Annotated in this window: 25 protein-coding genes; all 25 read right to left on the reverse strand. The window is 48.5% G+C overall.

Annotated features, from left to right (window positions below; all coding sequences use genetic code 11):
* Positions 1 to 144: 144 nt before the first annotated feature.
* Positions 145 to 1,593, reverse strand: a complete 1,449-nt coding sequence (proS, locus tag GON22_RS00245) for a proline--tRNA ligase (RefSeq protein ID WP_160394124.1) — start codon at positions 1,591 to 1,593, stop codon at positions 145 to 147.
* A gap of 6 nt (positions 1,594 to 1,599) precedes the next feature.
* Positions 1,600 to 2,895, reverse strand: coding sequence for an RIP metalloprotease RseP (rseP, locus tag GON22_RS00250; RefSeq protein ID WP_160394125.1), 1,296 nt, complete (start codon positions 2,893 to 2,895; stop codon positions 1,600 to 1,602).
* Positions 2,896 to 3,004: 109 nt separating this feature from the next.
* Positions 3,005 to 4,147, reverse strand: coding sequence for a 1-deoxy-D-xylulose-5-phosphate reductoisomerase (locus tag GON22_RS00255; RefSeq protein WP_160394126.1), 1,143 nt, complete (start codon positions 4,145 to 4,147; stop codon positions 3,005 to 3,007).
* Between the two features lie 41 nt (positions 4,148 to 4,188).
* Positions 4,189 to 4,983, reverse strand: a complete 795-nt coding sequence (locus GON22_RS00260) for a phosphatidate cytidylyltransferase (RefSeq protein WP_160394127.1) — start codon at positions 4,981 to 4,983, stop codon at positions 4,189 to 4,191.
* Between the two features lie 21 nt (positions 4,984 to 5,004).
* On the reverse strand, positions 5,005 to 5,769 hold the full coding sequence (locus GON22_RS00265) for an isoprenyl transferase (RefSeq protein WP_160394128.1): 765 nt from the start codon (positions 5,767 to 5,769) through the stop codon (positions 5,005 to 5,007).
* A 58-nt stretch (positions 5,770 to 5,827) separates the two neighbouring features.
* Positions 5,828 to 6,382 (reverse strand): ribosome recycling factor, encoded by a 555-nt coding sequence (gene frr / locus GON22_RS00270; RefSeq protein ID WP_160394129.1) that lies wholly within the window; start codon positions 6,380 to 6,382, stop codon positions 5,828 to 5,830.
* Positions 6,382 to 7,110: a UMP kinase gene (gene pyrH, locus GON22_RS00275; RefSeq protein WP_160394130.1), complete on the reverse strand. Its 729-nt coding sequence runs from the start codon at positions 7,108 to 7,110 to the stop codon at positions 6,382 to 6,384. The genes frr and pyrH overlap by 1 nt, the downstream gene beginning before the upstream one ends.
* A gap of 110 nt (positions 7,111 to 7,220) precedes the next feature.
* Positions 7,221 to 7,871: a translation elongation factor Ts gene (gene tsf / locus GON22_RS00280; protein ID WP_160394131.1), complete on the reverse strand. Its 651-nt coding sequence runs from the start codon at positions 7,869 to 7,871 to the stop codon at positions 7,221 to 7,223.
* A 106-nt stretch (positions 7,872 to 7,977) separates the two neighbouring features.
* Positions 7,978 to 8,676: a 30S ribosomal protein S2 gene (rpsB, locus tag GON22_RS00285; RefSeq protein ID WP_006036617.1), complete on the reverse strand. Its 699-nt coding sequence runs from the start codon at positions 8,674 to 8,676 to the stop codon at positions 7,978 to 7,980.
* Between the two features lie 179 nt (positions 8,677 to 8,855).
* Entirely contained in the window at positions 8,856 to 9,509 is a 654-nt protein-coding gene (locus GON22_RS00290; RefSeq protein ID WP_160394132.1) for a hypothetical protein, read from the reverse strand.
* A complete protein-coding gene (locus GON22_RS00295; RefSeq protein WP_160394133.1) occupies positions 9,502 to 10,065 on the reverse strand; it encodes a DUF6115 domain-containing protein in 564 nt (187 codons plus the stop codon). The genes GON22_RS00290 and GON22_RS00295 overlap by 8 nt, the downstream gene beginning before the upstream one ends.
* Before the next feature lie 65 nt (positions 10,066 to 10,130).
* Positions 10,131 to 10,457, reverse strand: coding sequence for a hypothetical protein (locus tag GON22_RS00300; RefSeq protein WP_160394134.1), 327 nt, complete (start codon positions 10,455 to 10,457; stop codon positions 10,131 to 10,133).
* A gap of 51 nt (positions 10,458 to 10,508) precedes the next feature.
* On the reverse strand, positions 10,509 to 11,915 hold the full coding sequence (locus GON22_RS00305; protein WP_160394135.1) for a FapA family protein: 1,407 nt from the start codon (positions 11,913 to 11,915) through the stop codon (positions 10,509 to 10,511).
* A gap of 18 nt (positions 11,916 to 11,933) precedes the next feature.
* Complete coding sequence (locus GON22_RS00310) at positions 11,934 to 12,722, reverse strand: FliA/WhiG family RNA polymerase sigma factor (RefSeq protein WP_160394136.1); 789 nt, start codon at positions 12,720 to 12,722, stop codon at positions 11,934 to 11,936.
* 4 nt (positions 12,723 to 12,726) lie between these two features.
* A complete protein-coding gene (locus GON22_RS00315) occupies positions 12,727 to 13,170 on the reverse strand; it encodes a hypothetical protein (protein ID WP_160394137.1) in 444 nt (147 codons plus the stop codon).
* Position 13,171: 1 nt separating this feature from the next.
* Positions 13,172 to 13,666, reverse strand: coding sequence for a chemotaxis protein CheD (locus GON22_RS00320; RefSeq protein ID WP_160394138.1), 495 nt, complete (start codon positions 13,664 to 13,666; stop codon positions 13,172 to 13,174).
* Complete coding sequence (locus GON22_RS00325; RefSeq protein WP_160394139.1) at positions 13,663 to 14,283, reverse strand: chemotaxis protein CheC; 621 nt, start codon at positions 14,281 to 14,283, stop codon at positions 13,663 to 13,665. Before GON22_RS00325 ends, GON22_RS00320 begins: the two co-directional genes overlap by 4 nt.
* 3 nt (positions 14,284 to 14,286) lie before the next feature.
* A complete protein-coding gene (locus GON22_RS00330; RefSeq protein WP_160394140.1) occupies positions 14,287 to 14,748 on the reverse strand; it encodes a chemotaxis protein CheW in 462 nt (153 codons plus the stop codon).
* Between the two features lie 14 nt (positions 14,749 to 14,762).
* Positions 14,763 to 16,826 carry a chemotaxis protein CheA gene (locus GON22_RS00335; RefSeq protein WP_160394141.1) on the reverse strand — a complete coding sequence of 688 codons (2,064 nt, stop codon included), beginning with the start codon at positions 16,824 to 16,826 and terminating at the stop codon, positions 14,763 to 14,765.
* A gap of 51 nt (positions 16,827 to 16,877) precedes the next feature.
* Positions 16,878 to 18,206, reverse strand: coding sequence for a protein-glutamate methylesterase/protein-glutamine glutaminase (locus GON22_RS00340; protein ID WP_160394142.1), 1,329 nt, complete (start codon positions 18,204 to 18,206; stop codon positions 16,878 to 16,880).
* 23 nt (positions 18,207 to 18,229) lie between these two features.
* The gene (locus tag GON22_RS00345) at positions 18,230 to 19,102 is read right to left on the reverse strand and encodes a MinD/ParA family protein (RefSeq protein ID WP_160394143.1); all 873 of its coding nucleotides are present in this window, start codon (positions 19,100 to 19,102) and stop codon (positions 18,230 to 18,232) included.
* Positions 19,095 to 20,504 carry a flagellar biosynthesis protein FlhF gene (gene flhF, locus GON22_RS00350; protein ID WP_160394144.1) on the reverse strand — a complete coding sequence of 470 codons (1,410 nt, stop codon included), beginning with the start codon at positions 20,502 to 20,504 and terminating at the stop codon, positions 19,095 to 19,097. The genes GON22_RS00345 and flhF overlap by 8 nt, the downstream gene beginning before the upstream one ends.
* Positions 20,501 to 22,534 (reverse strand): flagellar biosynthesis protein FlhA, encoded by a 2,034-nt coding sequence (flhA, locus tag GON22_RS00355; RefSeq protein WP_160394145.1) that lies wholly within the window; start codon positions 22,532 to 22,534, stop codon positions 20,501 to 20,503. The genes flhF and flhA overlap by 4 nt, the downstream gene beginning before the upstream one ends.
* A gap of 16 nt (positions 22,535 to 22,550) precedes the next feature.
* The gene (flhB, locus tag GON22_RS00360) at positions 22,551 to 23,660 is read right to left on the reverse strand and encodes a flagellar biosynthesis protein FlhB (RefSeq protein WP_160394146.1); all 1,110 of its coding nucleotides are present in this window, start codon (positions 23,658 to 23,660) and stop codon (positions 22,551 to 22,553) included.
* A gap of 45 nt (positions 23,661 to 23,705) precedes the next feature.
* A complete protein-coding gene (gene fliR / locus GON22_RS00365; protein ID WP_160394147.1) occupies positions 23,706 to 24,497 on the reverse strand; it encodes a flagellar biosynthetic protein FliR in 792 nt (263 codons plus the stop codon).

The raw sequence follows: 24,497 nt of genomic DNA on the forward strand, positions 1-24,497 counted from the left end.
TGTCGAATCTTGTGTTCATCGAATCTCATTATACTTGATTCTCAGCGGTTATGGCATGCAGGAATTGTTCCAATTAACGCCGAAACGAAAGCGGCTCCCCTCTCTTGCAATAGGGGAGCCGCTAGTAGAGCATGCTAACAACAATTAGTACGCTCTTGCGAATACAACGGTGTGTTCGGATTTTTCGCCGCAAACGAGGCAAGTCGATTTCTGGGAAGTCGGCTCGAATGGAATATTCCGGCTCGTTGCGCCTGTCTCTTCTTTGACGGTTTTCTCGCATGCTGCGGAACCGCACCAGCCAGCCTCGACAAATCCACGCTTATCTTCCAAGAACGCCTTCATTTCATCCAACGTTTCAAGCGACTTGAAGTTATCTTCACGGAATTGTTTTGCGCGCTCGAACATATCATGATGAATTTCCTCGAGCATCCGCTCGACTTCCTCCACCAGATTTGCTTGCTGCACAATACGCTTCTCGCCTGAGATCCGGGATACAAGTACAGCTTGTCCATTCTCGCAATCGCGCGGCCCAATCTCAATGCGAAGCGGAACGCCGCGCATCTCATATTCATTGAACTTCCAGCCCGGGCTTACGTCCGAACGGTCGTCTACGCGTACGCGTACACCCGCTGCTTTCAATTGCGCAAACAGCTCATCTACACGCGGCATAACGACATCCCTCGTCTTAGGAGGGCCAATTGGAATCATCATGGCTTGCGTAGGCGCAACCTTCGGCGGAAGTGCCAAACCACGGTCGTCGCCGTGAACCATAATTAACGCACCAATCAGGCGTGTGCTGACACCCCATGAAGTGGTATGCGTAAATTGCAGTTGGTTTTCCCGGTCAAGGAATTTGATATCAAAAGCGACTGCGAAATTCGTGCCCAAGTAGTGGGAGGTGCCAGCTTGCACAGCACGGCCGTCTTTCATCATCGCTTCAATGGAGTACGTATCGACTGCGCCAGCGAATTTCTCCGAAGGCGTCTTCTGTCCCATCACGACCGGAATCGCTAAGAAGTCTTGTACGAAATCTCGGTAAACGTTCAGCATGCGCATCGTTTCTTCGCGAGCTTCCGTTTCGTTCTCATGTGCCGTGTGGCCTTCCTGCCATAGGAATTCACTCGTACGAAGGAATGGCAGCGTACGTTTCTCCCAACGAACGACGTTTGCCCATTGATTAATGAGAACTGGCAAATCTCGGTACGATTGAATCCACTTCGCATACATGTGGCCGAACATCGTCTCGGATGTCGGGCGAACAGCTAGACGCTCTTCGAGCTTCTCGCCAGCTGCTTCCGTTACCCAAGGAAGTTCCGGATTAAACCCTTCGACATGCTCTTTCTCCTTCTGGAAAAAGCTCTCAGGAATAAACAGTGGGAAATAGGCATTGCGATGTCCCGTTTCCTTAAACCGGCGGTCAAGGTCGCGTTGAATATTTTCCCATAGTTCATAGCCTTCTGGACGAAACACGATACAGCCCCGAACTGGGGAATAGTCCATTAGCTCTGCTTTCTTAATAACATCAATATACCACCGCGAGAAATCTTCACTTTGCGGCGTGATTTCGGTTACAAAACCTTTATCCTTCGCCATGATGCCTTAATGCTCCCCTCTAAACAATCGCAATATATCGTTGTAGGTGACAACGACCATTAATAACATAATCATCGCAAACCCAATGAAATGAACCAAGCTCTCCCGATTCGGATCGAGCGGTTTGCCACGTACAGCTTCGACGCCTAAGAAGATAAGCCGGCTGCCATCAAGTGCTGGGATTGGAAGCAGGTTGAAAATGCCGAGATATAAGCTTAGCAATGCCGCCCAGCTCGTTAACTTCGTAATTCCCTGTGCTGCAATTTGCCCCGTTACTTCAGCTGTCCGGACAGGCCCGCCTAGATCATCCATTTTGAACTGGCCAAGTACGAGTTTCTTGAAACCTTCAAATATGGCAACGGTCATGTTTTTCATATATTGGCCTGATAATGAAATGGTTTCGCCAATGGAGGCTGAACGTGTAGGGTACGCGAACCCAACACCGATTTTGCCAACCATTTTATTCGTTATCTCATCTTTGACCAAGACAGGCGTAATTGAAATTGTTCGGACGCCACCATCGCGTACGATTTCCCAAGTCGTTGGTTTGCCGGCTGACTCACCAATCATTTTAATGATATTCTGCTCTGCGCCAACGACAATCTTAATTCCATTAACCGACCTGATTTCATCGCCGACCTTCAGGTCAGACTGTGCTGCCGGCCTTCCATTGACGATTTCGCCAACGAGCACTTTATCCGGATTGTCGACTGTCACGCCAGTTAACTGGATGTAGATGCCAACTAGCACAAACGCGAGCACAAAGTTCATAAATGGGCCAGCAAAAATAGCTAATGCACGTTGGCCAACCGTTTTGCTTCCGAACTGGCGGTCAATTGGTGCAATTTGCGTTTCTTTGCCTTTGGTAATCATCAAAGCTTGCGGGTGAATGCGATACGTCTCCGCAACACCGTCCACATCAAGCGTAACGGATAGATTCCGTTCCAGGTCAATAGCGATGACTTCACCACGAACGACTTGGCTCCGTTCATCCAGACGATCCAAGTAAAGGCGCGTCACTTGATCCTTCGTAATCCGGACAGCGATGGTCTGGCCCTCGGCAACATCGACGATCTCCGGATCTTCACCGGCCATCCGAACAAAGCCGCCCGCTGGAATTAAACGAAGCGTATAACGCGTCTCGCCACGCTTGATTGACAGCAGCTTAGGCCCAAAACCAATTGCGAACTCGCGGACGAGAATGCCTGCTCGCTTAGCAAAATAGTAGTGCCCCCATTCGTGAATCGTTACGATGACGAAAAAAACGAGCACAGTCAAAAAGATGACTTGTATCATAGGCATGGCTTGGCAGCCTCCTGTTCCTGATCCTGTATGTGCCGGTATCGGTAAAGCTTGTTACTAATTTATCATTATTCTGCTACCCGATACAAGAGAACCCGTCCATTAGGATCTACGCTATAGTAGACGCATTCCTTGCCCAAGCATCAGCATCAGTAATCGTCGCCTGATCAGGATTTGCGAGGGGAACATGCTTCTCAAGGGCTGTCTCTACGATTCGCTCAATGTCCAGAAAACCGATTTCACCTTGCAAGAATCGAGCAACCGCGACTTCATTCGCAGCGTTAAATACCGTTGTTGCCGTACCGCCTGCCCGTCCTGCTGCATAAGCAAGACGCATCATCGGGTAACGCTGCTCATCCATTTCCCGAAAATGAAGTGAGCCTTGTTTAACCAAGTCAAGCCGCCCTGTCGGCGTCGGGCGCCGCTCAGGATATGTAAGTGCATACTGGATGGGAACACGCATATCTGGCAAACCAAGCTGTGCCATGACGCTATGGTCCTCGAATTCAACATACGAGTGAATGATGCTTTCCGGGTGGATAACAACGCCGATATCGTCGTAACTAATGTCATAAAGCCAACGGGCTTCAATCACTTCAAGCCCCTTGTTCGCCATCGTCGCCGAGTCTATCGTAATTTTCGCTCCCATCGCCCAGTTCGGATGCTTAAGCGCTTGTTCAACCGTAACGCCAGCCAACTCTTCCCTCGTTTTATCGCGGAAGGAACCACCTGAAGCAGTTAATGTTATTCGTTTAATTGATCGAGGATTCTCGCCATTCAGGCATTGGAATATAGCTGAATGCTCGCTATCAATCGGCATAACCGATACGTTACGCTGCTTTGCAAGCGACATGACTAAGTGCCCTGCTGTTACCAACGTCTCTTTGTTAGCGAGCCCAATCGCTTTGCCTGCTTGGATTGCAGCCAATGTTGCGCCTAGCCCTCTGCTCCCCACAATAGCCGTAACGACAACATCTGACTGCCCGCCTGCTGCTAAATCAATCAAGCCGTTCTCGCCGTACACGACATCTGTCCCTGCTGGTACATGCAGTTTCACTTCTGCTGCTGCTTCTGGGGTCGCAACACAAACGCGTTTCGGATTAAATTGATTCACTTGCTCGAGTAACAAGGCAATATTATTGCCTGCCGAAAGGCCTTCTACCACATATCGCTCACGATCATGCGCAATAACGTCCAAGGTTTGTGTTCCGATGGAGCCAGTGGAGCCTAAAATCGTTACTTTCTTAGACATTGATGTGTTCCTCCTCCCCATTCAGTACTCGCTAACAGCCGCTATACAGGCAGAAGTCCTGTAATGACAAGCAATGGGAACACGATGATCCAGCTATCGCAACGGTCAAGAACACCGCCATGGCCCGGCAAAAGCGTCCCCGAATCTTTAATGCCACGTACTCGTTTGTATGCAGACTGAATCAGATCGCCCATTTGTCCCGCAAATGCACTCACTGCTGCAATGCCTATCGCTGTTCCAAAATCAATCCATTCAGGCGCGCACCAAGCAAATACCGCACCTACGCCAATGGAGAGAAGAATGCCGCCTAATGAGCCCTCGATCGTTTTGTTCGGGCTTATGGATGGCCACAGCTTGTTTCGCCCAATCGCTTTGCCAACAAAATAGGCCCCAATATCAGACGCCCAAATGCAGCCAAAAGCTAGAAACGACAAATACAGTCCATGCGGATCAATCGAACGGACTGTGAGCATCGCATCAAAGCCATATCCGACATAAAGCGAACCAAGCACCAGTAAGGAAGCGCCATCGATCGTCACCTTATTTTTGGTTACAACTGTAATTGTCAATTGAAGGAACATAAGCAACCATAATACGGACGTTACTGATGGCTGATCTACGCCGAACAGATCCCACGGGAGCACAAGAAGAAGCACGCCTATAAACCCGACGATGGAGGACGGATGAAACAAGCTGACACCATTCATTTTCACGTATTCATGGAAACCGATAAGGGCTAACAGTACGATTAATCCGGCATATAGCCAGCTGCCAGCTACGATCGCGCCAGCAAAGACGATACCCGCCAATATTCCGGTAACAATTCGTTGCTTCAACTTGTTCACTCCATTATTTCGTTACAAGCCGCCATACCGGCGCGCGCGGCGTTGATATTCCGCGATCGCTTCGTGAAAATGGCTCTCCGAAAATTCAGGCCAGTAGACGTCTGTAAACCACATTTCACTATATGCTAATTGCCAGAGCATGAAGTTGCTTAGTCGAAGCTCACCACTCGTGCGGATGAGCAAGTCGGGATCCGGCAACCCGTTCGTGAAGAGCCGTTCTGAGATTGTCGATTCATCGATTTGTTCCGGCGTTAATTCTCCATCACGCACAGCCTCAGCTATCCGTTTTACCGCATCAGTCATCTCAGTCCGGCTGCCATAGTTAAGTGCGAAGTTGAGAATAAGCCCGGTATTGTTAGCTGTTCTCTCGATAGCTTCCTCCAACGCACGAATCGTGTGGCTAGGCAACGCCTCACGATACCCCATCATCCTGACCTGTACATTGTTCGCAATTAATTCTTCCAGCTCTATGGAAAGAAATTCCTGAGGAAGCCGCATCAAAAAATCAACTTCTGCCTTAGGACGTTTCCAGTTCTCCGTCGAAAACGCGTACAATGTCAAATACTGAATGCCCAGCCGGTCTGCAGCCATCGTTATCTGCTTAACGACCTTCATGCCGGTATGATGCCCGGCAACGCGAGGCAATCCCCGGCTTTTGGCCCAACGTCCATTGCCGTCCATAATGATGGCAACATGCTTAGGCACGTTATCCGCGGTCAAAGTATGTACGCTGTCGGATGACGGTTTACCGAACTTGGCCCAAAAACGATCGATCATCCGGGACCCCTCCTATGATACAACAAACCCCACCTATCGGAGGGGCAGCATCGTCTATTTAAACTTCCATGATCTCTTTTTCTTTAGCAGCAAGCACTTTATCTACTTCACTAACAAAACGGTCAGTCGTCTTCTGGATATCATCTTGATGGCGGCGCGATTCGTCTTCAGAGATCGCATCCTTCTCAAGCTTCTTGATATCATCATTCGCATCGCGACGAATGTTGCGGACAGCGATCTTCGCTTCCTCACCGAACTTCTTCGTTAGCTTAACAAGCTCTGTACGGCGCTCTTCGGTCAGTGCTGGAATCGACAAACGAATCGTGCTGCCGTCATTGGAAGGCGTCAATCCTAAATCGGATTTCATGATCGCTTTCTCAATCGCAGCCACCGACGATTTGTCCCACGGCTGCAGCAGAAGCGTGCGCGAGTCAGGCGTGTTGATGTTAGCCAATTGGTTCACTGGCGTCATTGTACCGTAGTATTCGACTTGAATGCGATCGAGCAAAGCTGGAGTTGCACGTCCTGCACGAAGCGTAGCCAAATCCCGCTTCAGCGCTCCGATTGCTTTCTCCATCCGTTCCTCTGCATCCTTCTTAATCGCTTGAGGCACTAGTTGACACTTCCTTTCACGATCGTTCCAATACGTTCACCAAGGATTACACGTTTAATATTGCCAGATTCCGTGATTGAGAACACGATCAGCGGAATATTGTTGTCCATGCAAAGTGAGGATGCTGTAGCGTCCATTACGCCGAGGTTTTTGTTGAGCACTTCCATGTAAGTCAGTTGGTCATACTTCTCAGCTGTTGGGTCTTTAAACGGATCTGCAGAGTAGACGCCGTTGACTTTATTTTTAGCCATAAGGATGACTTCAGCTTCGATCTCAGCAGCACGCAATGCGGCTGTTGTATCTGTAGAGAAGAATGGGTTACCCGTTCCCGCTGCGAAAATAACGACACGGCCCTTTTCCAAGTGGCGAATTGCACGGCGGCGGATATAAGGCTCAGCGATCTGTTGCATAGCAATAGACGTTTGTACACGAGTCGGTACGCCAATCTGCTCCAATGCATCTTGCAGCGCCAGAGAGTTCATAACCGTCGCCAGCATGCCCATGTAATCAGCCGTCGCACGGTCGATTCCTTTAGCAGTGCCTGCGATGCCGCGCCAAATGTTGCCGCCGCCAACGACGATAGCAACCTCAACATTAAGTTCAATGACTTCTTTTACTTGCTCAGCAATCGATGCAATAACGTTTGCTTCGATGCCGTATCCGCCTTGGCCGGCGAGGGCCTCACCGCTCACTTTGAGTACTACGCGTTTAAAAACAGGACGTTCCATTAATAATTACCTCCATCTTGCATCTCGACAGCTGCCGAGGTCATATCAGCTATATCGCCGGGCATACAAGAGGGCGGGGCAGACACCCCGCCCCGCCTGCTGTAAGTCGATTACAGTTTTGCTTGAGCCATAACTTCTTCAACGAAGTTATCAACTTTTTTCTCAAGGCCTTCGCCCAGTTCATAACGAACAAAGCGACGGATCGTGATGTTTTCGCCAATCGTGCTGATTTTTTCGTTCAGCAATTGCGAAACTTTTTTGTCTGGATCTTTGATGAACGCTTGGTCCATCAGGCAATATTCTTCGAAGAATTTGCTGATGCGGCCATCAACCATTTTCTCAACGATGTTAGCTGGCTTGCCTTCGTTCAGCGCTTGGTTCGTCAGAATCTCACGCTCTTTATCGATATCCGATTGTGGAACTTCTTCACGGCGAACATATTTAGGGCTCGCTGCCGCGATTTGCATAGCGATGTCGCGTGCGAAGTCACGGAATTGATCCGTTTTGCCTACGAAGTCTGTTTCACAGTTAATTTCTACAAGCACGCCGATACGGCCGCCTGCATGGATATACGATTCAACTGTGCCTTCCGTAGCTGCACGGCCAGCTTTGTTAGCTGCAGCGGAGAGGCCTTTCTCACGAAGGATCTCAGCAGCTTTTTGTACATCGCCGTTTGCTTCGTCCAATGCTTTTTTGCATTCGAGAATACCAGCGCCCGTTTTTTCACGCAATTCTTTTACTGCACTCGCACTTACTGCCATGTTATTACCTCCTGAATAATTGTTTGTAGTCCATGTTTAGAAAGAAAGGGCGGTGAGGAGGTGTAACACCTTCTGACCACCCTTTCTTGTTTCAGTCGAATATTGATTATGCTGTCGTTTGTTCGCCTTGGTTAGCTTCAACGATAGCATCAGCCATTTTCGAAGTGAGCAGCTTAACCGCGCGAATCGCGTCGTCATTACCAGGAATGACATAGTCGATTTCGTCCGGATCGCAGTTCGTGTCGACGATGCCGACAATTGGAATACCAAGTTTGCGAGCTTCCGCTACTGCGATACGCTCTTTACGCGGGTCGATGATGAACAGCGCGCTTGGCAAACCTTTCATGCCTTTGATGCCGCCGAGGAATTTCTCGAGACGATCTTTCTCTTTGCGGAGAATGATAACCTCTTTCTTAGGCAACACGTTGAACGTGCCGTCTTCTTCCCATTTCTCAAGTTGTTTCAGGCGATCGATACGCTTTTGAATCGTTTGGAAGTTCGTAAGCGTACCACCCAACCAACGCTGATTGATGTAGAAGTTGCCGCAACGAGCTGCTTCTTCTTTAACGGAGTCTTGAGCTTGTTTTTTCGTACCAACGAACAGTACCGTGCCGCCTTCTGCAGCAACAGATTTAACGAAGTTATAAGCTTCGTCAACTTTTTTGACCGTCTTTTGAAGGTCGATGATGTAAATGCCGTTTCTTTCAGTGAAGATATAACGATCCATTTTCGGGTTCCAACGACGTGTTTGGTGACCGAAGTGTACACCAGCTTCGAGAAGCTGTTTCATGGAAATTACCGCCATATCACTACACCTCCTATAATTGGTTTTGGAATGTTCCTCCGCCCGTCGCATCTTTCGCCAAAACTTACCGTCCCGGCAAGCACCGTTGGCGAAATTAACAGGGCGTGTGTTTTAACACCGTCAATTACTATATCATAAATAAAAGCGCTATGCAAGTTAGCATAGCGCTTTTATTTCTATTATTTCGACTGATTTCGATTCGCCTCTTGTTGCGAGAGCGGTTTACTCGTTAAAATATCAACCGTTTCTTGCAAAGTTGGCGTCCCTATAAATGAAAAATAACCCGCGCGTACGAGTTTTTTATCGTTGCGCATCTTCGCGATGAACTTGCTCTGGCTAGTAATTATGCCATTGTCGGTCAGTATCTTCGCTGTTTGCGTTAAATTCATTCCCGGCTTAATGCGAATGATAACAGGCTTTGCCGTCTCCTGCACATTCGGCTTCGTAACGGCGTTGGCCGTCCCCTGCTTAGGTTGTTCTGGCGCCGTAGGGGCAGTAGAATCAGTTGGCTCTTCAGTTGAAGGTGACGCTGGCTTCTTCGTCGGAGTCGTGGGTGTAGCCTGTTCAACAGGTTTTTCATCCTTGTCTCCAGCAGAAACTTGATCACCAGCTGCGCCTGTATCTTCTTGCGCTTGCTTATCACTCGATGCTTCAGTTGCATCCTTCCCCGATTTCGCCTGCTCTACTAGCTGCTGAACCTCTTGCTCCGTATATAAACGCTCATCATCCTTAACGCCTGAACCGCCTTCGCCTACGATCATCACTTGAAGAAGCAAACCGCCAACAATAATGCCGGCTCCTAGCCCAGCAAGAAAGCGCTTGTCTTTAATCACGCGCGCCCTCCTCCTGCTTAGCGAGCTGAATGATCAACTGAACCTCGCCTTTATTCATTTCCAGCTTGCGGGCAACCGATTCAATCGACTTGCCTTGATCATACATTTCGAATAATTCAGCGTATCGGCTGCGAATAGTAGGGCGTGAATCGACGTGCGGAACTTCTTCGATATCAGAAGAAATAATCGCCTCTTCGAATTGTGCCTCCCCTTGCATTGGCTTAGTTAGCGGAGCTGAAGCAGCGGCTTGCTGGACCATAAACTGAGCGGCTTGCTCAAGCTTTGTTTCCAGATCCATGCAACGCTGCTCCAAATCATTAATACGCTGCTCTCGCTGTTCGAGCTGCTGCGAATTTTCGATCCGATTTTGTTTCACAAGCTCTACGAGCTCGCGATTATCGGACTCCATATTCTCCATGAACTGCTCGAGTGCAATTTCCATGTTTTGTGTTTGATTTGCCTTCTCGGGCACCGATTTTTTGCGTGGCAACGCGACTGATAATACAAGAACAAACGCGCCAAGCAATACGATGTAACCCCATGGTGCCAATTGCATGCTTTTCACCTGCTTCGTCGTTGGAAGGCTAGCCTCCAACATGTTGCGTTATTTAAGTATAACGGCTATAAGGAAAAATCGATATGCTTCCCTTTATATGGATGGTTGTCGCCCTTGTTACGCCCATCCTCAGTCGAACGCTGTTCCTCTGCTTCCCGCTTCTTCCGTCCCCGCTGGTTCGAGCTGTTGCGTGCCCCGCCATCCCGTATTGTAGGCTTCGAAGGTTCTTCGACACCTTCATTGCGTGTCCGTGCCAATTCAGCTTGCTTCATAGCACTGCCTTCCAGATGGGTTTGATCCGTAACAGGCTTTTGCAATGCTTGGCTATGGGCAACACCATGATCAGGCATTCTAGAAACGGTATGCTGTAAGTCAATCGAACGATACGACATTCTCAGCATCTCCCTTCATCAGGCGGAATTCCGGTTAGTGCCAGCCTTACCTTAGTAAGGCACCATCATGACTTCCCCTTCTTGCAACCGGAACGACATCCTGGATGTTGCATCTTTCACAAAACGCGTATAACGGCCAATCACGATCTTTGTACCGCCATAGCATGTGTTTAATACGTCAACTTTAGCTAAATCCGTCTCTTCGAGTGCTTTCTCAATGTCAAAGATTCGCTCACGCTTCGACTCAATTTGCTCCACAGTTTGGCGTTTTGTTGCCGTTAGCTTAATGCGCAATGCGAGCTTATCGTCTGATAGCTGGCCGGTGGACGCCAAATGATCCAATAAACCAAGCGCCTTCTCTGTCTTATCAAGCCCGTCTGCCAGTTGGCGGAGAGATGTGCGCAATTCTTGCAAATCGCCACGAAGCTCTGGCCGAACGCCAACTTCGATCGTTGTAGCAGTCGACATCGTGTTGCCGATCGTACGGGCTGCAACCCGCTCTCCAGCTTGTACAGTTCCGCCTACGACAAGGCCTTTTGGGCCTGCACATACGACAGATTTTCCAGCCTTAATTTGCGAGTGCATAATGCTTTGGCTAACGATGATATCTTGGCCAGCTGTCAGCCTTCCGTCTTGTACAAATGACAGTTTAATGTTTTTGCCAGCTTTGAGATGGCCTTTATCGCCAGCCATGACGCCGCCTGTAATTTCGATTGAAGCCTCGCTTTCAAGCTCGGCTCCCTCTACGCCGCCGATGACACGAATGTCGCCAGAAGCTTTGACTCGGAAGCCCGTCAACACGTTGCCACGAATAACGACAGTCCCAACGAAATCAATATTGCCCGTGCGGTAATCGACGTCTCCATTCACTTCATAGACTGGAAAAACATTAATTTTTTCCTTGTCGGTCTTCGTAATGAGCCCGTCAATTGCTGCATACATCGCAGTCTGTTCCGCATTGACTACGACATTTTTGCCAATCCGGAAACGGCCTTCCTTGCCATTCTTCCCAGGAAGGACTTCACCCGTTACGCTCTTGCCCTCGAAGCCATCGGTCGCCGGAATTTTCTCAGCAATCAACTGGCCGCGTTTCACGTTGTTAATTCGGCTAACCTCTTTGAGATCTACCCTGCCATCCGCCGTTTCAACCGGACGCTGGGTGTCCTCATCATCAAGCTGATAGGCGAGGCGTATGTAACCGTCCTCGCCTTGTTTAGGCTCATCTCCTATAGCAATCTGGGTTTGAGTATAGAAATATGCTTTAGGATCCTTCGCAATCTTATGGATTACGTCATACTGAAGCCCATAGATAACGCCATTGCTTTTGACGAAATTCTCCAATGCCTCTGGCATGCATGAGAATGTTTCATCAGCCCGGTTAAACTGTAAAAATGCTGAAAGCTTATCCGCTGATATTTGTATTCGGATAAGCGTTTCTAGGTGTTCAGCTTCGCCCACAGAAGCTCCTCCTTAACGTCATGTGTTTTGGAGCAATTGATCTTTATTTTTGGCTAAAGCTCCGCGAAGCCGCAATATCGCCTTCGAGTGCAGTTGGGAAATTCGTGAAGGAGACAGCGACATGACTTCTGCGATTTCGCTGAGCGACAATTCTTCGTAATAAAATAAGGATACGACCGTACGTTCCTTTTCGGTTAATCGCTCAATGCCTTTCACAAGCGATTCCTTCAAATAAAACTCATGTACTTTGTAATCTGGATTTTTGGCTTTCTCATCCACTAACAAAGACAATCGCGTTTCGGACTCTTCTTCGCGAATCGGGTCTTCTAACGAGCAAATCGTCGTCACCGCAATTTCTTGCAAAATTCCGGTAAATTCTTTCTCTGAAACGTTCAAATATTCACTAATTTCCGCATCTGATACGGAACGCAAATATTTTTGCTCCAATAGCTGATACGCTTCTTCGATTCGCTTGGCCTTATCGCGAACGGAACGAGGGACCCAGTCCCCTTGACGGAGCCCATCGATAATGCCGCCGCGAATGCGCCACGAGGCATACGTCTCGAACTGTAAGCCTCGCTCGTAATCAAATTTCTCAATCGCATCAATAAGACCCATGACGCCATTGCTATAGAGATCGTCTTTGGATACCGTTTTTGGCAGACCGATTGCCATCCGGCTTGTAACGTAATCTACCAAAGGCAAATACTGCTCAATGAGTTGCTTCTTCGCTTCGATGTCCTTCTCTGTCTTCCATTTGCGCCATTTCTCGATGTTAGACAAATGAGGCGTTTTCGGCTCAGTCATCGTCTCACCCTCCTGTCAGGTGACGTATTGCTTTGGCTAGTTCTTCGGGCTCTTTATTCTGTGTTGAGACTAACTTAGGCGGCTTCAAAGGCTGAAAACCTGAACCTGGCGACGGCATTTCACTTTGTTCATTATTCATGTTGTTAGTACCTGTTGTTTTGAGCATATCATGCAGTTCATCGGCATCATCCGGCGTAATCGCTTCGAACCGGCCCCCGGCCGTCTCTTCCTCAGAACGGTTATCATCTGCTCCAAGAGGTCCTGGAGCCGGTGCAAGTGCGAACGACAGCACCGCTCGGAATAGATAGGCCAGTACGAAGAATGCGGCCAATGCATATCCGCTTCTGATCACACTGACACCAAACGTGTTGCTGTTCAAGGAGAACAGCAGCGTCAGTAATCCTCCGGCCACTCCAAATCCGATATTCCAGCGCCATGTTCCTACCATGTCAAATCTCCTTTATTCCATACTGAACACTTCGGATCGTCAAAATCCCAGTGCGGCTATCCAATTCAATCGTACGGCCATAATTAGCGCCCGTATCTTCTGCATGTAGCGGAATTTTCAATTGAGCGATCGCAAGCTTGCAGGATTCAACATTACGAGGGCCAATGCGCATCGAATCGCTCTGTGAAGCAAAAGCGAACATTTGTGCGCCACCAGCCATTTTGGCTACCATCCGTTTGACCGACGCCCCTAATGATTCCATACGCTCGATCAATACAGGAATGGCGGTATCTGCATATTTTGCAACATTGAACGACGTTTCTCTAGCGATTTCCGATGTGGGCAGCATGACATGGGCCATGCCTGCGACGCCAACGCTCGCATCATACAAGGTTAACCCCACACAAGAACCAAGGCCTGTCGTTCGAAGCAAAGCGCCATCCGTCGCGATGTTCAAGTCGGCCATCCCGACCTTTACTGTCACTTGCTGCATCATTCTGACGTAACCCCTAGCGCACGGAATATTTTATCGAACGAGTCGGGATCCGGTATAAGGAAGAAGTGCCCTTCTAATAAATCCCGATCTTCGAGAAATGCAGTTTCAATCAGTAACGCAGAGTCTCCCATTTCACCGAATTGCAGCAAACCATAGGATAAAATCGCCCCAGCCATATCAAGTGCCACAGAAGGAACAGTAGGCATCATGGCAAGGCCAGTAAAGTCAGCTAGCGATGAAAGATAGGAACCCGCCAATATATTGCCGATTTCACAAAGTGCAGAGAGCTCAAGTTCGGAATACGTTTCATCCAATTGGATGTTCATTGCGAGCAGCCGCTGGAGCATGCGTTTGGCAGACGGTTCTTCGATAATAAAGAACATGTTGCCTGGGGCATCCCCTTCTACGCGCAAAAATACTGCAATGACGGTTTGTTCCGATCCGCCAACGATCTCTGAAATTTGTTCAAAAGGCAATAGGCTGACCTGCGGCACAGCCATGTCAACGGGCTTGTCCAGCAGGCGGGACAACGCAGTTGCTGCGTTGCCCGCTCCGATGTTGCCAACTTCCTTTAAAACATCCAGCTTGAATGCTTCCAGTCCGCTAAAGTCTTTCACTTGTTATACCTCTAGCTGTTCAAGCTGCATGATTTCTTTCTTATTCAGGACTTCCGACAAATTCAGCATAACGAGCAAACGCTTGTCGCCGATCTTTGCAATTCCTTGCAGGTATTTCGCTTTAATGCCCCCTACTACTTCTGGCGGCGTATCAATCGTCTCGGAATCGATATCGATGACATCATTCGCCGAATCAACGATAAAGCCCACTTCCATTTCATTCGCTGCGACGATAATAATACGCGAGTTTTCCGTAGGTTCGGTCTCAGTCAGTCCAAAACGTCCACGAAGGTCAAGCACAGGAATGACTATGCCGCGAAGATTGATGACCCCTTTGATGAATGTTGGCGTCTTCGGTACTCTCGTAATTGGCTGCATTCGTTCAATGGTACGTACTTTGTCTACTTCAATCCCATACTCTTCCTGACCTAGTGCGAAGACAATGATTTTCAATTCTTCTCCCATTGCTTATCCCTCCTTTATTTAATAAACGCGTTCGGATCAATAATAAGTGCAACTTGGCCATCGCCAAGAATCGTTGCTCCAGAGATCGCTTTAACCGCTGGCAAATATTTGCCTAATGATTTGAGGACGATCTCGCTTTGGCCAATGAAGGAATCGATCATAAGGGCTGCAAGCTTCTCGCCCTTGCGAATAACGACGATCTCGGTCTCTTGCTCTTCATCTTCATTGTACGAATCAATATCTAGCACTCGGCTGAGCGAAACGACTGGAATGACGCTGCCACGGAATTCTATCATCTGGTTGCCATGAACCGTTGCGATTTTGTTCCGTTGAATAATTCCTGTTTCAACGATTGAAGAAAGTGGAATCGCGTATTTCTCATCGCCCATTTGAATCAGCATCGCAGCGATGATCGACAACGTAAGCGGCAGTTGAATCGAGAAGATCGTGCCTTTGCCAAGCTGCGAGCGGATGCTCACATGCCCGCCTAAGGAAGTAATTTTGGATTTTACAACATCAAGCCCTACGCCACGGCCCGAGAGGTCGGAAATTTTATCCGCTGTACTGAACCCAGGCGCAAAGATAAGCATCTGAAGCTGCTCTTCGGACAGTTTCTTCGCTTCATCCTCAGTCAATACGCCGTTTTTGATCGCTATGCGTGATACTTTAGCAGCATCGATGCCGTTTCCATCATCCTCAACCTCAATGAATACGTGGTTGCCGCTATGGAAAGCTCTTAAATGAACCGTTCCTGTATCTGATTTGCCCGCTGCAACACGGTCAGCCGGCATCTCTACCCCATGGTCAAGCGAGTTTCGAAGCAAATGGACGAGTGGATCTCCAATCTCATCGATAACGGTACGATCCAGTTCAGTCTCTGCTCCCGTTATGACCAAATCGATTTTTTTGTCTAAGTTTTTGGCAATATCCCGCACCATCCGAGGGAAACGGTTGAATACGGATTCGACCGGAACCATCCGGAGCTTCAAAACGATATCCTGCAGGTCGGAACTAACCCGAGCCATATGCTCTACCGTTTCGCTAAGGTCGCCGCGCTTAATCTCGCTCGATAGCTGTTCAAGCCGAACACGGTCGATCAATAGCTCGCTGAACAGATTCATAAGTGAATCCAATCGGTCGATATCTACCCGAATCGTCCGGTTTACAGCAGCTGTAGCTGTTGCAGCCGTTTGCGCTTTCGCCGCAGCTACCTGCTGTTTCGCTTCTTCACGTTGCGCAGGCGCAGCGCTTGGCGCTGCAGCTTTCGGAGCAGCGGATTGCTCGGATTGCGGTCCGTACAACTGGATGGACTCTGCATCCAGCAGTGTAACTTCCGCTAGTTCAACCTCCGATACCGACTCAATTCCATCTTTCAACGTTTGCTGGTCAGAAGATGAAATTAAGAATACGATAAACGACCGATCGAACTTATCTTGCTCGATATCTTGTACGGACGGGTCAGACTTGATAACCTCGCCGTTACGCTCAAGCACATCAAACACCATGTATGCGCGAACAGCTTTTAGGACGCAGTCCTCACGCAAGGTGACTTTGATGTAATAGGCTTGGCTGCCTGCTTCGATCGATTGCTTTAATACCGAGAGCTGGAAAATATCAAGCAGTTCATTGCCAGCGGAAGCGTTCCCGCCCACTGCGCTCGCTGCTGCCGTTGGAGCTGCCGGCGCGTTTGTTTTGTAATCACCTTTTACGATGGATTGCAGGGAAACGATTAATGCGGAAACGTCCGCTTTACCTGTGCCTCCGTCTACGACGTCTTGCACCATTGCTTCTAATGAATCCAACCCTTTGAACAGCGTATCGAAGATGAAGCTATCCATCGATAGTTTGCTGTTGCGGACAAGGTCAAGCACGTTCTCCATCTCATGTGTCAATGACGCGAGGTCCTCGAAACCCATTGTAGCGGACATGCCCTTTAGTGTATGAGCGGACCGGAAGATGACTTGAACAATGCTCAGATCTTGGGGGTCATTTTCCAGCTTCAGCAAATTTTCATTGAGCGCTTGCAGGTGATCATTCGATTCGTCGATAAACATTGACAAATATGCGTTCATGTCCATACTCGAGCACCTCCATAGATTACTTCGCCGACTCTATTGCTTGTTTGTAAGTTAGCGGCGTTTTGCTACTGCATCAACGATTCGGCCTGAAATCCGGGGCAATGGCAATACATCCATCGCTGCGCCAATTTCGACTGCCGTTCGCGGCATCCCGTATACGACGCATGTTTCTTCCGATTCCGCAATCGTTGTTGCCGCCCCTTGTTCCCTTAAAAGCTTCATGCCTTTCGCTCCGTCACTGCCCATCCCTGTCATGATTACGGCATGCTTGCGCAGTTCTGTACACTGTACAGCCGACTCAAACAATACATCAACTGACGGCCGATGGCCATTACGAGGCTCACTTTCTGTTAAATTCACATAATAACCGGAACGGTCCTTTGCGATTTCAAGATGGTATCCACCTGGTGCGATATAAACCGTACCAGTCTCAATACGCTCGCCTTGAACAGCCTCTGTTACCCGAACTGCACTATAGGCATCAAGCCGCTGAGCAAGTGATTTCGTGAATTTGGCCGGCATATGTTGGACAACCAGCACCGGCGCCTCGAACTGATCCGGCAGCGAGCAGATCACTTCGTGCAACGCGCGTGGCCCACCAGTTGAAGTGCCAATAACTACGAGATTATCAAATGATGTTGAACCTCTCGGTTTTAATTGGCGGCGTGGAACGTCCTCTTCTTCAGAAGAAGGAGAATGTACCGGTTCCGTAACTGGCTTCTTCAGGTTAGAAGCTGTGGAGCTGGCAGACGAAGCCAACTTGCATTCCGGCCGATCAGTCGCTGCTTGCTGACCATCCTTATCCTTGCTTTTCCAGCTATTAAGCGTCTCTTGCGTTTTCTTGGCACTGCGTTTCGTAATCGCGTTCCCGCTTAACATAACGTTGTGGCTAGCTGCCTGCCCTTGGCTGCCTCCCGGTCTCTTCCGTTCGGCCTGTGGACCGGCTTCAAATGTTCGATCTGAACGATAGCGGATCCGGCCAATCAATACAGCAATGCGCAACTTATCGCGCAGTTGTTCGCCAACTTGCTCAATATCAACTGATCCGTCAATAGCAGGCTTGCGAATAAAATCAAAAGCGCCGGTATGTAAGGCTTTAATCGTATCCCGCGTATTTTCTTCACTAATGCCTGACAACATGATGACAGGTAACGCACACTCTTTCATAATTCGCTTTAATGCTTCTAAGCCGTTCATGACAGGCATTTCTAAGTCCATCGTTACAGCATCTGGTTTATACTGGCCAATTGCTTCAATCGCCTGGAGTCCGTTCGATGCAGTTGCGACAATCTCGAACTGTTTATCGTGGGACACAAGGTCGGAGATGATGGTCCGCATGAATGCGGAGTCGTCCACTACAAGCACACGATAAGGCGCCATAATGCCCTCCCGATTCCAAAGGATTATTTCATCAGTCTGATCATCTTGTTAAGAAATCCTTTGACACCACCGCTTGTTGCTTCACGCTGTGCAGGCAAATCTAGATATGCCCGAGCGAGCGCTTGAATGCCTCTTGTGGCTTCCGTTGCCGGATAAGCAATAGAGAACGGTGTTTGTTGCTTGACTGCACGGCTTACATTAGGGTCATCAGCAATGATTCCGAGCAATGGCACTTCAATCCCCATAAACTTTTGGGCCGCCATCGCCATTTTGTCTGCGGTCTGAAGCCCTTCCCGGCGATCCATTGCCCGGTTGACTACAAGCCGAAACGCAGGATCATGGCCAAGGGAACGGACCATTTTCATTAATGCATAAGCATCAGTAATCGCTGTAGGCTCAGGTGTCGTTACAACTATCGTTTCGTGAGCTGCCGCTATAAAGCTAGCAGCTTCCTTCGACAATCCTGCTCCTGTATCGAACAATAAATAATCATAGCGCCCCTGCAGTTTATCCAGTTGATCAATAAACTTCTCAAGTTGAGCGTCACTTAATTGAAGCAATTCGTTCATTCCTGAGCCACCGGCTACAAAATGCAAACCCTGCGGCCCAAGCTGAATAATATCCCAAATCGTTTTGTCCTGTTTCAATAGATGATAGATCGAATAAGTTGACGAATGCCCCATCAAAACATCAAGGTTCGCCATCCCGATATCAGCATCAAATACTAAAACACTTTTACCAAGCCGCTGGAGTGCGAGTGCAAAGTTCAAGCTAAAGTTTGACTTGCCTACGCCCCCCTTGCCACTCGTTACCGTAATGATACGTGTACCTTTTCCTGTCGCGATCCTCTCGTTGTTGCGTATCAGGTTCCGAAGCGCCTCAGCTTGGTCATGCATGGACGGGTTCCCCTAACAAAAGTGCGACATAGGATTCAGCGTTGAATGGCGCTATGTCATCAGGCACGGTTTGTCCACTCGTTACATAGGCAGGCAATAAGCCAAATTCCAATGTAAGATTCATAAGCATTCCATATACATTGGTCTCATCCAATTTCGTGAATACCGCATTCTTGACGCCATACGGCAAAAACCGTTCAGCTACAACTGCCATATCTTTCGTTCGGCCAGTCATGCTCAGTACAAGATAAGTGGAGCCTTCGGCATGTTTTTGGTTCATTAAACTGTTAACCTCAGACACATGCAGTTCACTCCGATAGTTGCGGCCCGCTGTATCCATCAGGATCATTTCTTGCTCCTGCAGGCGTTCGAATGCACGAGGCACCTCATTAGGAGAGAACACTACTTCCATCGGCACATTCAAAATATTGGCGTAAGTACGCAATTGGTCAACTGCTGCAATCCGGTAGGTGTCCGAAGTGATAAAGCCGACTTTACGCCCATGCTTAATCGTTTGTTCGGCAGCCAGCTTCGCAATTGTCGTTGTTTTGCCAACGCCTGTTGGGCCAACGAAGTAAATGACTCGCTCACCGCTCGCAATGCCTGAATGCTCAGAAGGCTTCAACCAACCCGTTAATTGATTAGTGGCAAGTTTCCAAACCAAGCCAATATCTTCTAATCCTTGCTGTGCTTCTGGCAGTTGTTCGAGCTCATCAATGAGCTTGTCAATCCATTCCGTTGAGACTTCCTGTTCGTATAATCGCTCCCGTAAAGCCCGAAAAGCTGCAGGTTGCGATTCGGCAGCTTGTTGGCGGGAAAGCTTGAGAATCCATTCCTTCATATCCCTAATCTCACTAATCAGCGCTTCCTCCGCAATCTGCCTCGTCGATGATTCACCACGTTCTTGTGTTACAGGCTGTTGCTGTGACCGTTGCGATTCATCCGTACGAGCAGAGTGCATCTTTGTTGCAGCATGTGAATTGTGGGATAGTTCAGGCGGCTTCGTATTCATCGCTTGAATAACGGCTGCTGCCCGTTCTGCAGCGTTCATAGCATCTTCTTGATCTAAAACGGCAGTGGCAGCCGGCCTTGCATTCTGGCTTGTCCCCACAGGCAAGGCATTCTTGTTTCCTCCAGCGTATGCAGCTGCAGCGGAAGCAACAGATCGTGTAGGCGCTTGCTTGGCTGATTGCGCAGAAGGGGCCTTGCGGCCCTTTTCTGATTGTCGAGAATCCGATTCAACTGCTGCAACAACTTCCGTTTTGCGTTTTTTGAACATCCCCATGAAGCCGCCGATCTTAATTACCTTGGTGCTGATAATGATTGCTTCGCTTCCAAGATCGGTACGGATGAGCGGCATCGCTTCTGATACTTCATTCACAAGGTAAGTTTTTACTCTCACAGGTTCACCACCCCAACGCTTTGTACTTCGATGTTAGGCTCTAGCTCACTGTAAGACAACACAGGGACATCCTGCATCGTTCTTTCTACAAGCTTGCGCAAGTACATCCGAATGGTTGGCGAAGCGAGTACAACTGGCTGGTTGCCGGATTGAATTTGCTTCGTAACCTGTTCGGATAACTTCTGGTAAATTTGCTGCGTCGATACAGGATCGATGGATAAGTAGCTGCCTTGATCGGATTGTTGAACCGATTCTGCAATTTTCTTTTCCAATCCTGGACCGACTGTAATAACACGAAGCATATCGCCGCTCGGCGAGAACTGCTGGGTAATTTGCCTTGACAACGATTGGCGCACATACTCCGTAAGCACATCAGTGTCTTTCGTATATTGGCCTTGGTCAGCCAGCGTTTCAAAAATCGTAACCAAATCACGAATCGAAATTTTCTCACGCAGCAGTTTGGCGAGAACCTTCTGTACTTCCCCAATTGCAAGCACGTTCGGGATAAGCTCGTCGACCAGAGCAGGATAATTTTCTTTCACATTCTCTACGAGCGACTTCGTCTCTTGTCGGCCAATCAGCTCATGCGCATGACGCTTCACAATTTCGGTCAAATGCGTCGCTACAACCGATGGCGGGTCAACGACTGTGTATCCCGATAACTCGGCACGTTCTTTCATTGCTTCATCGATCCACAGAGCCGGAAGCCCAAACGCTGGCTCTGTCGTTTCAATGCCGATAATGGAATCATCCTCGAACCCAGGACTCATTGCTAAATAATGATTCAACAGCAAGTCTCCGCGAGCAACGATATTTCCTTTAATTTTGATGACATATTCATTCGGTTTCAGCTGGATATTATCTCGAATCCGAATGACCGGTACGACCAGTCCGAGCTCAAGCGCACATTGGCGACGGATCATAATGATTCGGTCTAGCAAATCGCCGCCTTGCTGTGCATCGGCCAAAGGAATAAGCCCATAACCGAATTCGAACTCGATCGGATCGACGTTCAGCAAGCCAATAACGCTCTCTGGACTGCGAACCTCTTCGATTTGTTGTTCCTCGACGAGCATATCCTCTTCCTCTTGCTTTTTGTTCATATTCGATTGCAGCTTCCAGCCGGCGTACACCAGAATGCCGGCAATTGGAATCGTTGAAATTGGTCCAATCGGCGTAAAAATGCCAAGTAATGCAACGGTTCCTGCAACGATGTACAACAGCTTCGGATATTTGAGCATTTGGGTAGTCAAATCTTCTGCCAAATTGCCTTCCGATGACGCTCGGGTTACGATCATGCCAGCTGCCGTTGAAATCAATAGCGCTGGGATTTGACTTACGAGCCCGTCACCGATTGTTAGAATAGAATACGTATGTAGGGATTCACTGAATGGCATGCCGTGAATGGCCATACCGATTATGAAACCGCCAATCAGGTTAATAAACAAAATGACGATGGCAGCAATCGCGTCACCTTTGACGAATTTGCTTGCACCATCCATCGCACCGTAGAAGTCTGCTTCCCGCTCGATTTTCGTACGGCGCTCTCTTGCCTGATGCTCATTAATCAATCCAGCATTCAAATCCGCATCAATACTCATCTGCTTGCCAGGCATTGCGTCGAGCGTGAATCGTGCAGCTACTTCTGCTACCCGTTCAGAGCCTTTCGTAATTACGATGAATTGTACGACTACTAGAATAAGGAAGACGATAAAACCAATTGCAATTTCGCCGCCTGCTACCCAGTTACCGAAGGTTTCAACAACGGAACCAGCTTCATGCTTACTCAAAATATTTCGTGTCGTCGAAACGTTGAGCGCGAGCCGGAACAGCGTAGTAATGAGCAACACGGAAGGAAAGATCGAAAATTGCAAGGCGTCCTTCGTATTCATGGAGATGAGAAGGATCATTAATGCTGCTGAAATGTTAATAATGAGAAGCACGTCCATTAGGACAGTTGGGACAGGAATGACCATCATGAGCACGATGCCGATGATGCCGATCAATATGACCAGATCCCTAGGTTTCATGACGCGTTCCCCCGATTCACGAAGATTTAGCTCGGCCTTTTAACTTATATACATATGCCAGTACTTCCGCCACCGCTTGAAACAGATCCGAGGGAATCGAGTCGCCGATTTCCGACCGATCGTACAACGCTCTGGCGAGCGGCTTGTTTTCCATCGTAATGACGCCGTGTTCCTTGGCTGTTTCCCGTATGCGCAATGCCACATGATCCATACCTTTGGCGAGTACGACAGGCGCTTCCATCTTAGAAGCATCGTACTTCAACGCTACGGCGAAGTGAGTAGGGTTTGTGATGATAACGTCCGCTTTGGGCACATCCTGCATCATGCGCTGCAGTGCCATTTTCCGTTGGCGTTCCCGAATACGGCCTTTAATTAACGGGTTACCCTCTGTTTTCTTGAACTCGTCTTTAATGTCTTGTTTGGACATTTTCAAGCCTTTTTCGTATTCATACTTCTTATAGAAGTAATCGCCTATAGCCAGAACAACGAGTATAACGCCAATTTCGATCCCTAACTTTAGTGCAATCCCGCCTGTGAAGCTAAGGACATATTCGACAGGCAAAGTATCCAATTGGATGATACGCCCCCATTGGCTCTTGAGTGTCATGAAGACAACCAAGCCAATGACGAGCAACTTTAGAATGTTCTTGACAAATTCCACGACGGTGCGCATCGAGAAGATGTTCTTGAACCCTTGGATCGGGCTCAATTTGTTAAACTTCATCTTGAGCGGATCGCCTGTAAATAAGATACCGACTTGTACATAGTTGCCTAGTAAAGCAACTAACATCGCGATCGCGAAGATCGGCGCTAACATCATAAGCATTTCGTACATCAGCTTCGTGAATAGCGACATCACGTTGCCCGCCGTAAGATCGAGCGTTAACCAATCCTCGAACAAATCGCCGAACAAAGCTAGAATACGCGTCTTGTAATATGGACCGATCATGAAGAAGCTCATAAATACGAATAAAAGAATGAAAGCCCCTGGCAGCTCCTGTGATTTGGCGACCTGACCTTTCTCGCGAGCCTCTTGCCGTTTCTTCGGCGTTGCTGACTCTGTCTTTTCTTGGCTGAATAGCTGCAAATCAAGCGTAAACCGATACGGTGTAATGCGGGCTGTCACGAGGTCACCTCCTTAAGGAATGCTAGAGCCTTCGGAAGCGATTGCTCAACTGGCTTCTTTTCGTTGCAGCATCGTTAACAGTTGTTGAAGATGCTCAAACATGTTCGTGAATAAATGTTCAAACACGCCCGACATCGAAGGTAAAATAAGTGTCAACATGACAATGCCTATTAATATTTTGAGCGGCATGCCGATAACAAACACATTGTACTGCGGCGCTGTTTTCGCCAGAAACCCTAGCCCGACATCCGTTAAGAACATCGCAACAATGATTGGCGAAGCAATCTGGAAAGCTAACATGAACGTTTCTGTAAACGCTAAAGCCATAAAGTTTGAAACATCGCCGCTGTAGATTTTTGCAAACAAGTCATTATCGAGCGGCATCCATTTGTAACTGTCCATTAAAGCCGTAAGCAAGTAATGATGGCCATTCATGGACAAGAACACGAGCACGAGAATCATATACTTCAAGTTGCCCATCATCGGCGACGAGGCGCCAGTCATCGGGTCTACGACGTTCGACATCGCAAAACCCATTGAGAGATCCATTAAGGCGCCTGCCGTTTGCACGACGGTAAAGAACAGATAGACGACAAAGCCGAGAAGCAGACCGACTAATACTTCTCGAATGACGAACAAAATATAGGTGGCATCTGGCACGATGCTTTCCTTCACCCCATAAGTTAAAAAGACGATCAGGGTAAGGAAAAAGCCGAGACCGATTTTGAACGTTGTCGGTACGCCGCGCATCGAAAAAATGGGTGCCACGACGAAAAACGCTGTCATTCGACAAAAGATTAGCAAAAAAATAGGGAACCCCTGTGCGATCAGCTCCAT

Origin of the sequence: Paenibacillus sp. MMS18-CY102 (genome assembly GCF_009789195.1) — a bacterium.
Classification (GTDB): domain Bacteria; phylum Bacillota; class Bacilli; order Paenibacillales; family Paenibacillaceae; genus Paenibacillus_T.

Bases quoted from the DNA above. Each gene is read 5' to 3' on its own strand.
- GON22_RS00320 (WP_160394138.1), bottom strand. From the start codon at position 13,666: ATGATGCAGCAAGTGACAGTAAAGGTCGGGATGGCCGACTTGAACATC.
- GON22_RS00300 (WP_160394134.1), bottom strand. From the start codon at position 10,457: ATGTCGTATCGTTCGATTGACTTACAGCATACCGTTTCTAGAATGCCT.
- GON22_RS00295 (WP_160394133.1), bottom strand. From the start codon at position 10,065: ATGCAATTGGCACCATGGGGTTACATCGTATTGCTTGGCGCGTTTGTT.
- GON22_RS00335 (WP_160394141.1), bottom strand. From the start codon at position 16,826: ATGGACATGAACGCATATTTGTCAATGTTTATCGACGAATCGAATGAT.
- GON22_RS00310 (WP_160394136.1), bottom strand. From the start codon at position 12,722: ATGACTGAGCCGAAAACGCCTCATTTGTCTAACATCGAGAAATGGCGC.
- tsf (WP_160394131.1), bottom strand. From the start codon at position 7,871: ATGGCAGTAAGTGCGAGTGCAGTAAAAGAATTGCGTGAAAAAACGGGC.
- fliR (WP_160394147.1), bottom strand. From the start codon at position 24,497: ATGGAGCTGATCGCACAGGGGTTCCCTATTTTTTTGCTAATCTTTTGT.
- proS (WP_160394124.1), bottom strand. From the start codon at position 1,593: ATGGCGAAGGATAAAGGTTTTGTAACCGAAATCACGCCGCAAAGTGAA.
- GON22_RS00345 (WP_160394143.1), bottom strand. From the start codon at position 19,102: ATGCATGACCAAGCTGAGGCGCTTCGGAACCTGATACGCAACAACGAG.
- rseP (WP_160394125.1), bottom strand. From the start codon at position 2,895: ATGCCTATGATACAAGTCATCTTTTTGACTGTGCTCGTTTTTTTCGTC.
- pyrH (WP_160394130.1), bottom strand. From the start codon at position 7,110: ATGGAACGTCCTGTTTTTAAACGCGTAGTACTCAAAGTGAGCGGTGAG.
- rpsB (WP_006036617.1), bottom strand. From the start codon at position 8,676: ATGGCGGTAATTTCCATGAAACAGCTTCTCGAAGCTGGTGTACACTTC.
- GON22_RS00340 (WP_160394142.1), bottom strand. From the start codon at position 18,206: ATGGCGCCTTATCGTGTGCTTGTAGTGGACGACTCCGCATTCATGCGG.
- GON22_RS00255 (WP_160394126.1), bottom strand. From the start codon at position 4,147: ATGTCTAAGAAAGTAACGATTTTAGGCTCCACTGGCTCCATCGGAACA.
- GON22_RS00315 (WP_160394137.1), bottom strand. From the start codon at position 13,170: ATGGTAGGAACATGGCGCTGGAATATCGGATTTGGAGTGGCCGGAGGA.
- flhA (WP_160394145.1), bottom strand. From the start codon at position 22,534: ATGAAACCTAGGGATCTGGTCATATTGATCGGCATCATCGGCATCGTG.
- GON22_RS00330 (WP_160394140.1), bottom strand. From the start codon at position 14,748: ATGGGAGAAGAATTGAAAATCATTGTCTTCGCACTAGGTCAGGAAGAG.
- GON22_RS00265 (WP_160394128.1), bottom strand. From the start codon at position 5,769: ATGATCGATCGTTTTTGGGCCAAGTTCGGTAAACCGTCATCCGACAGC.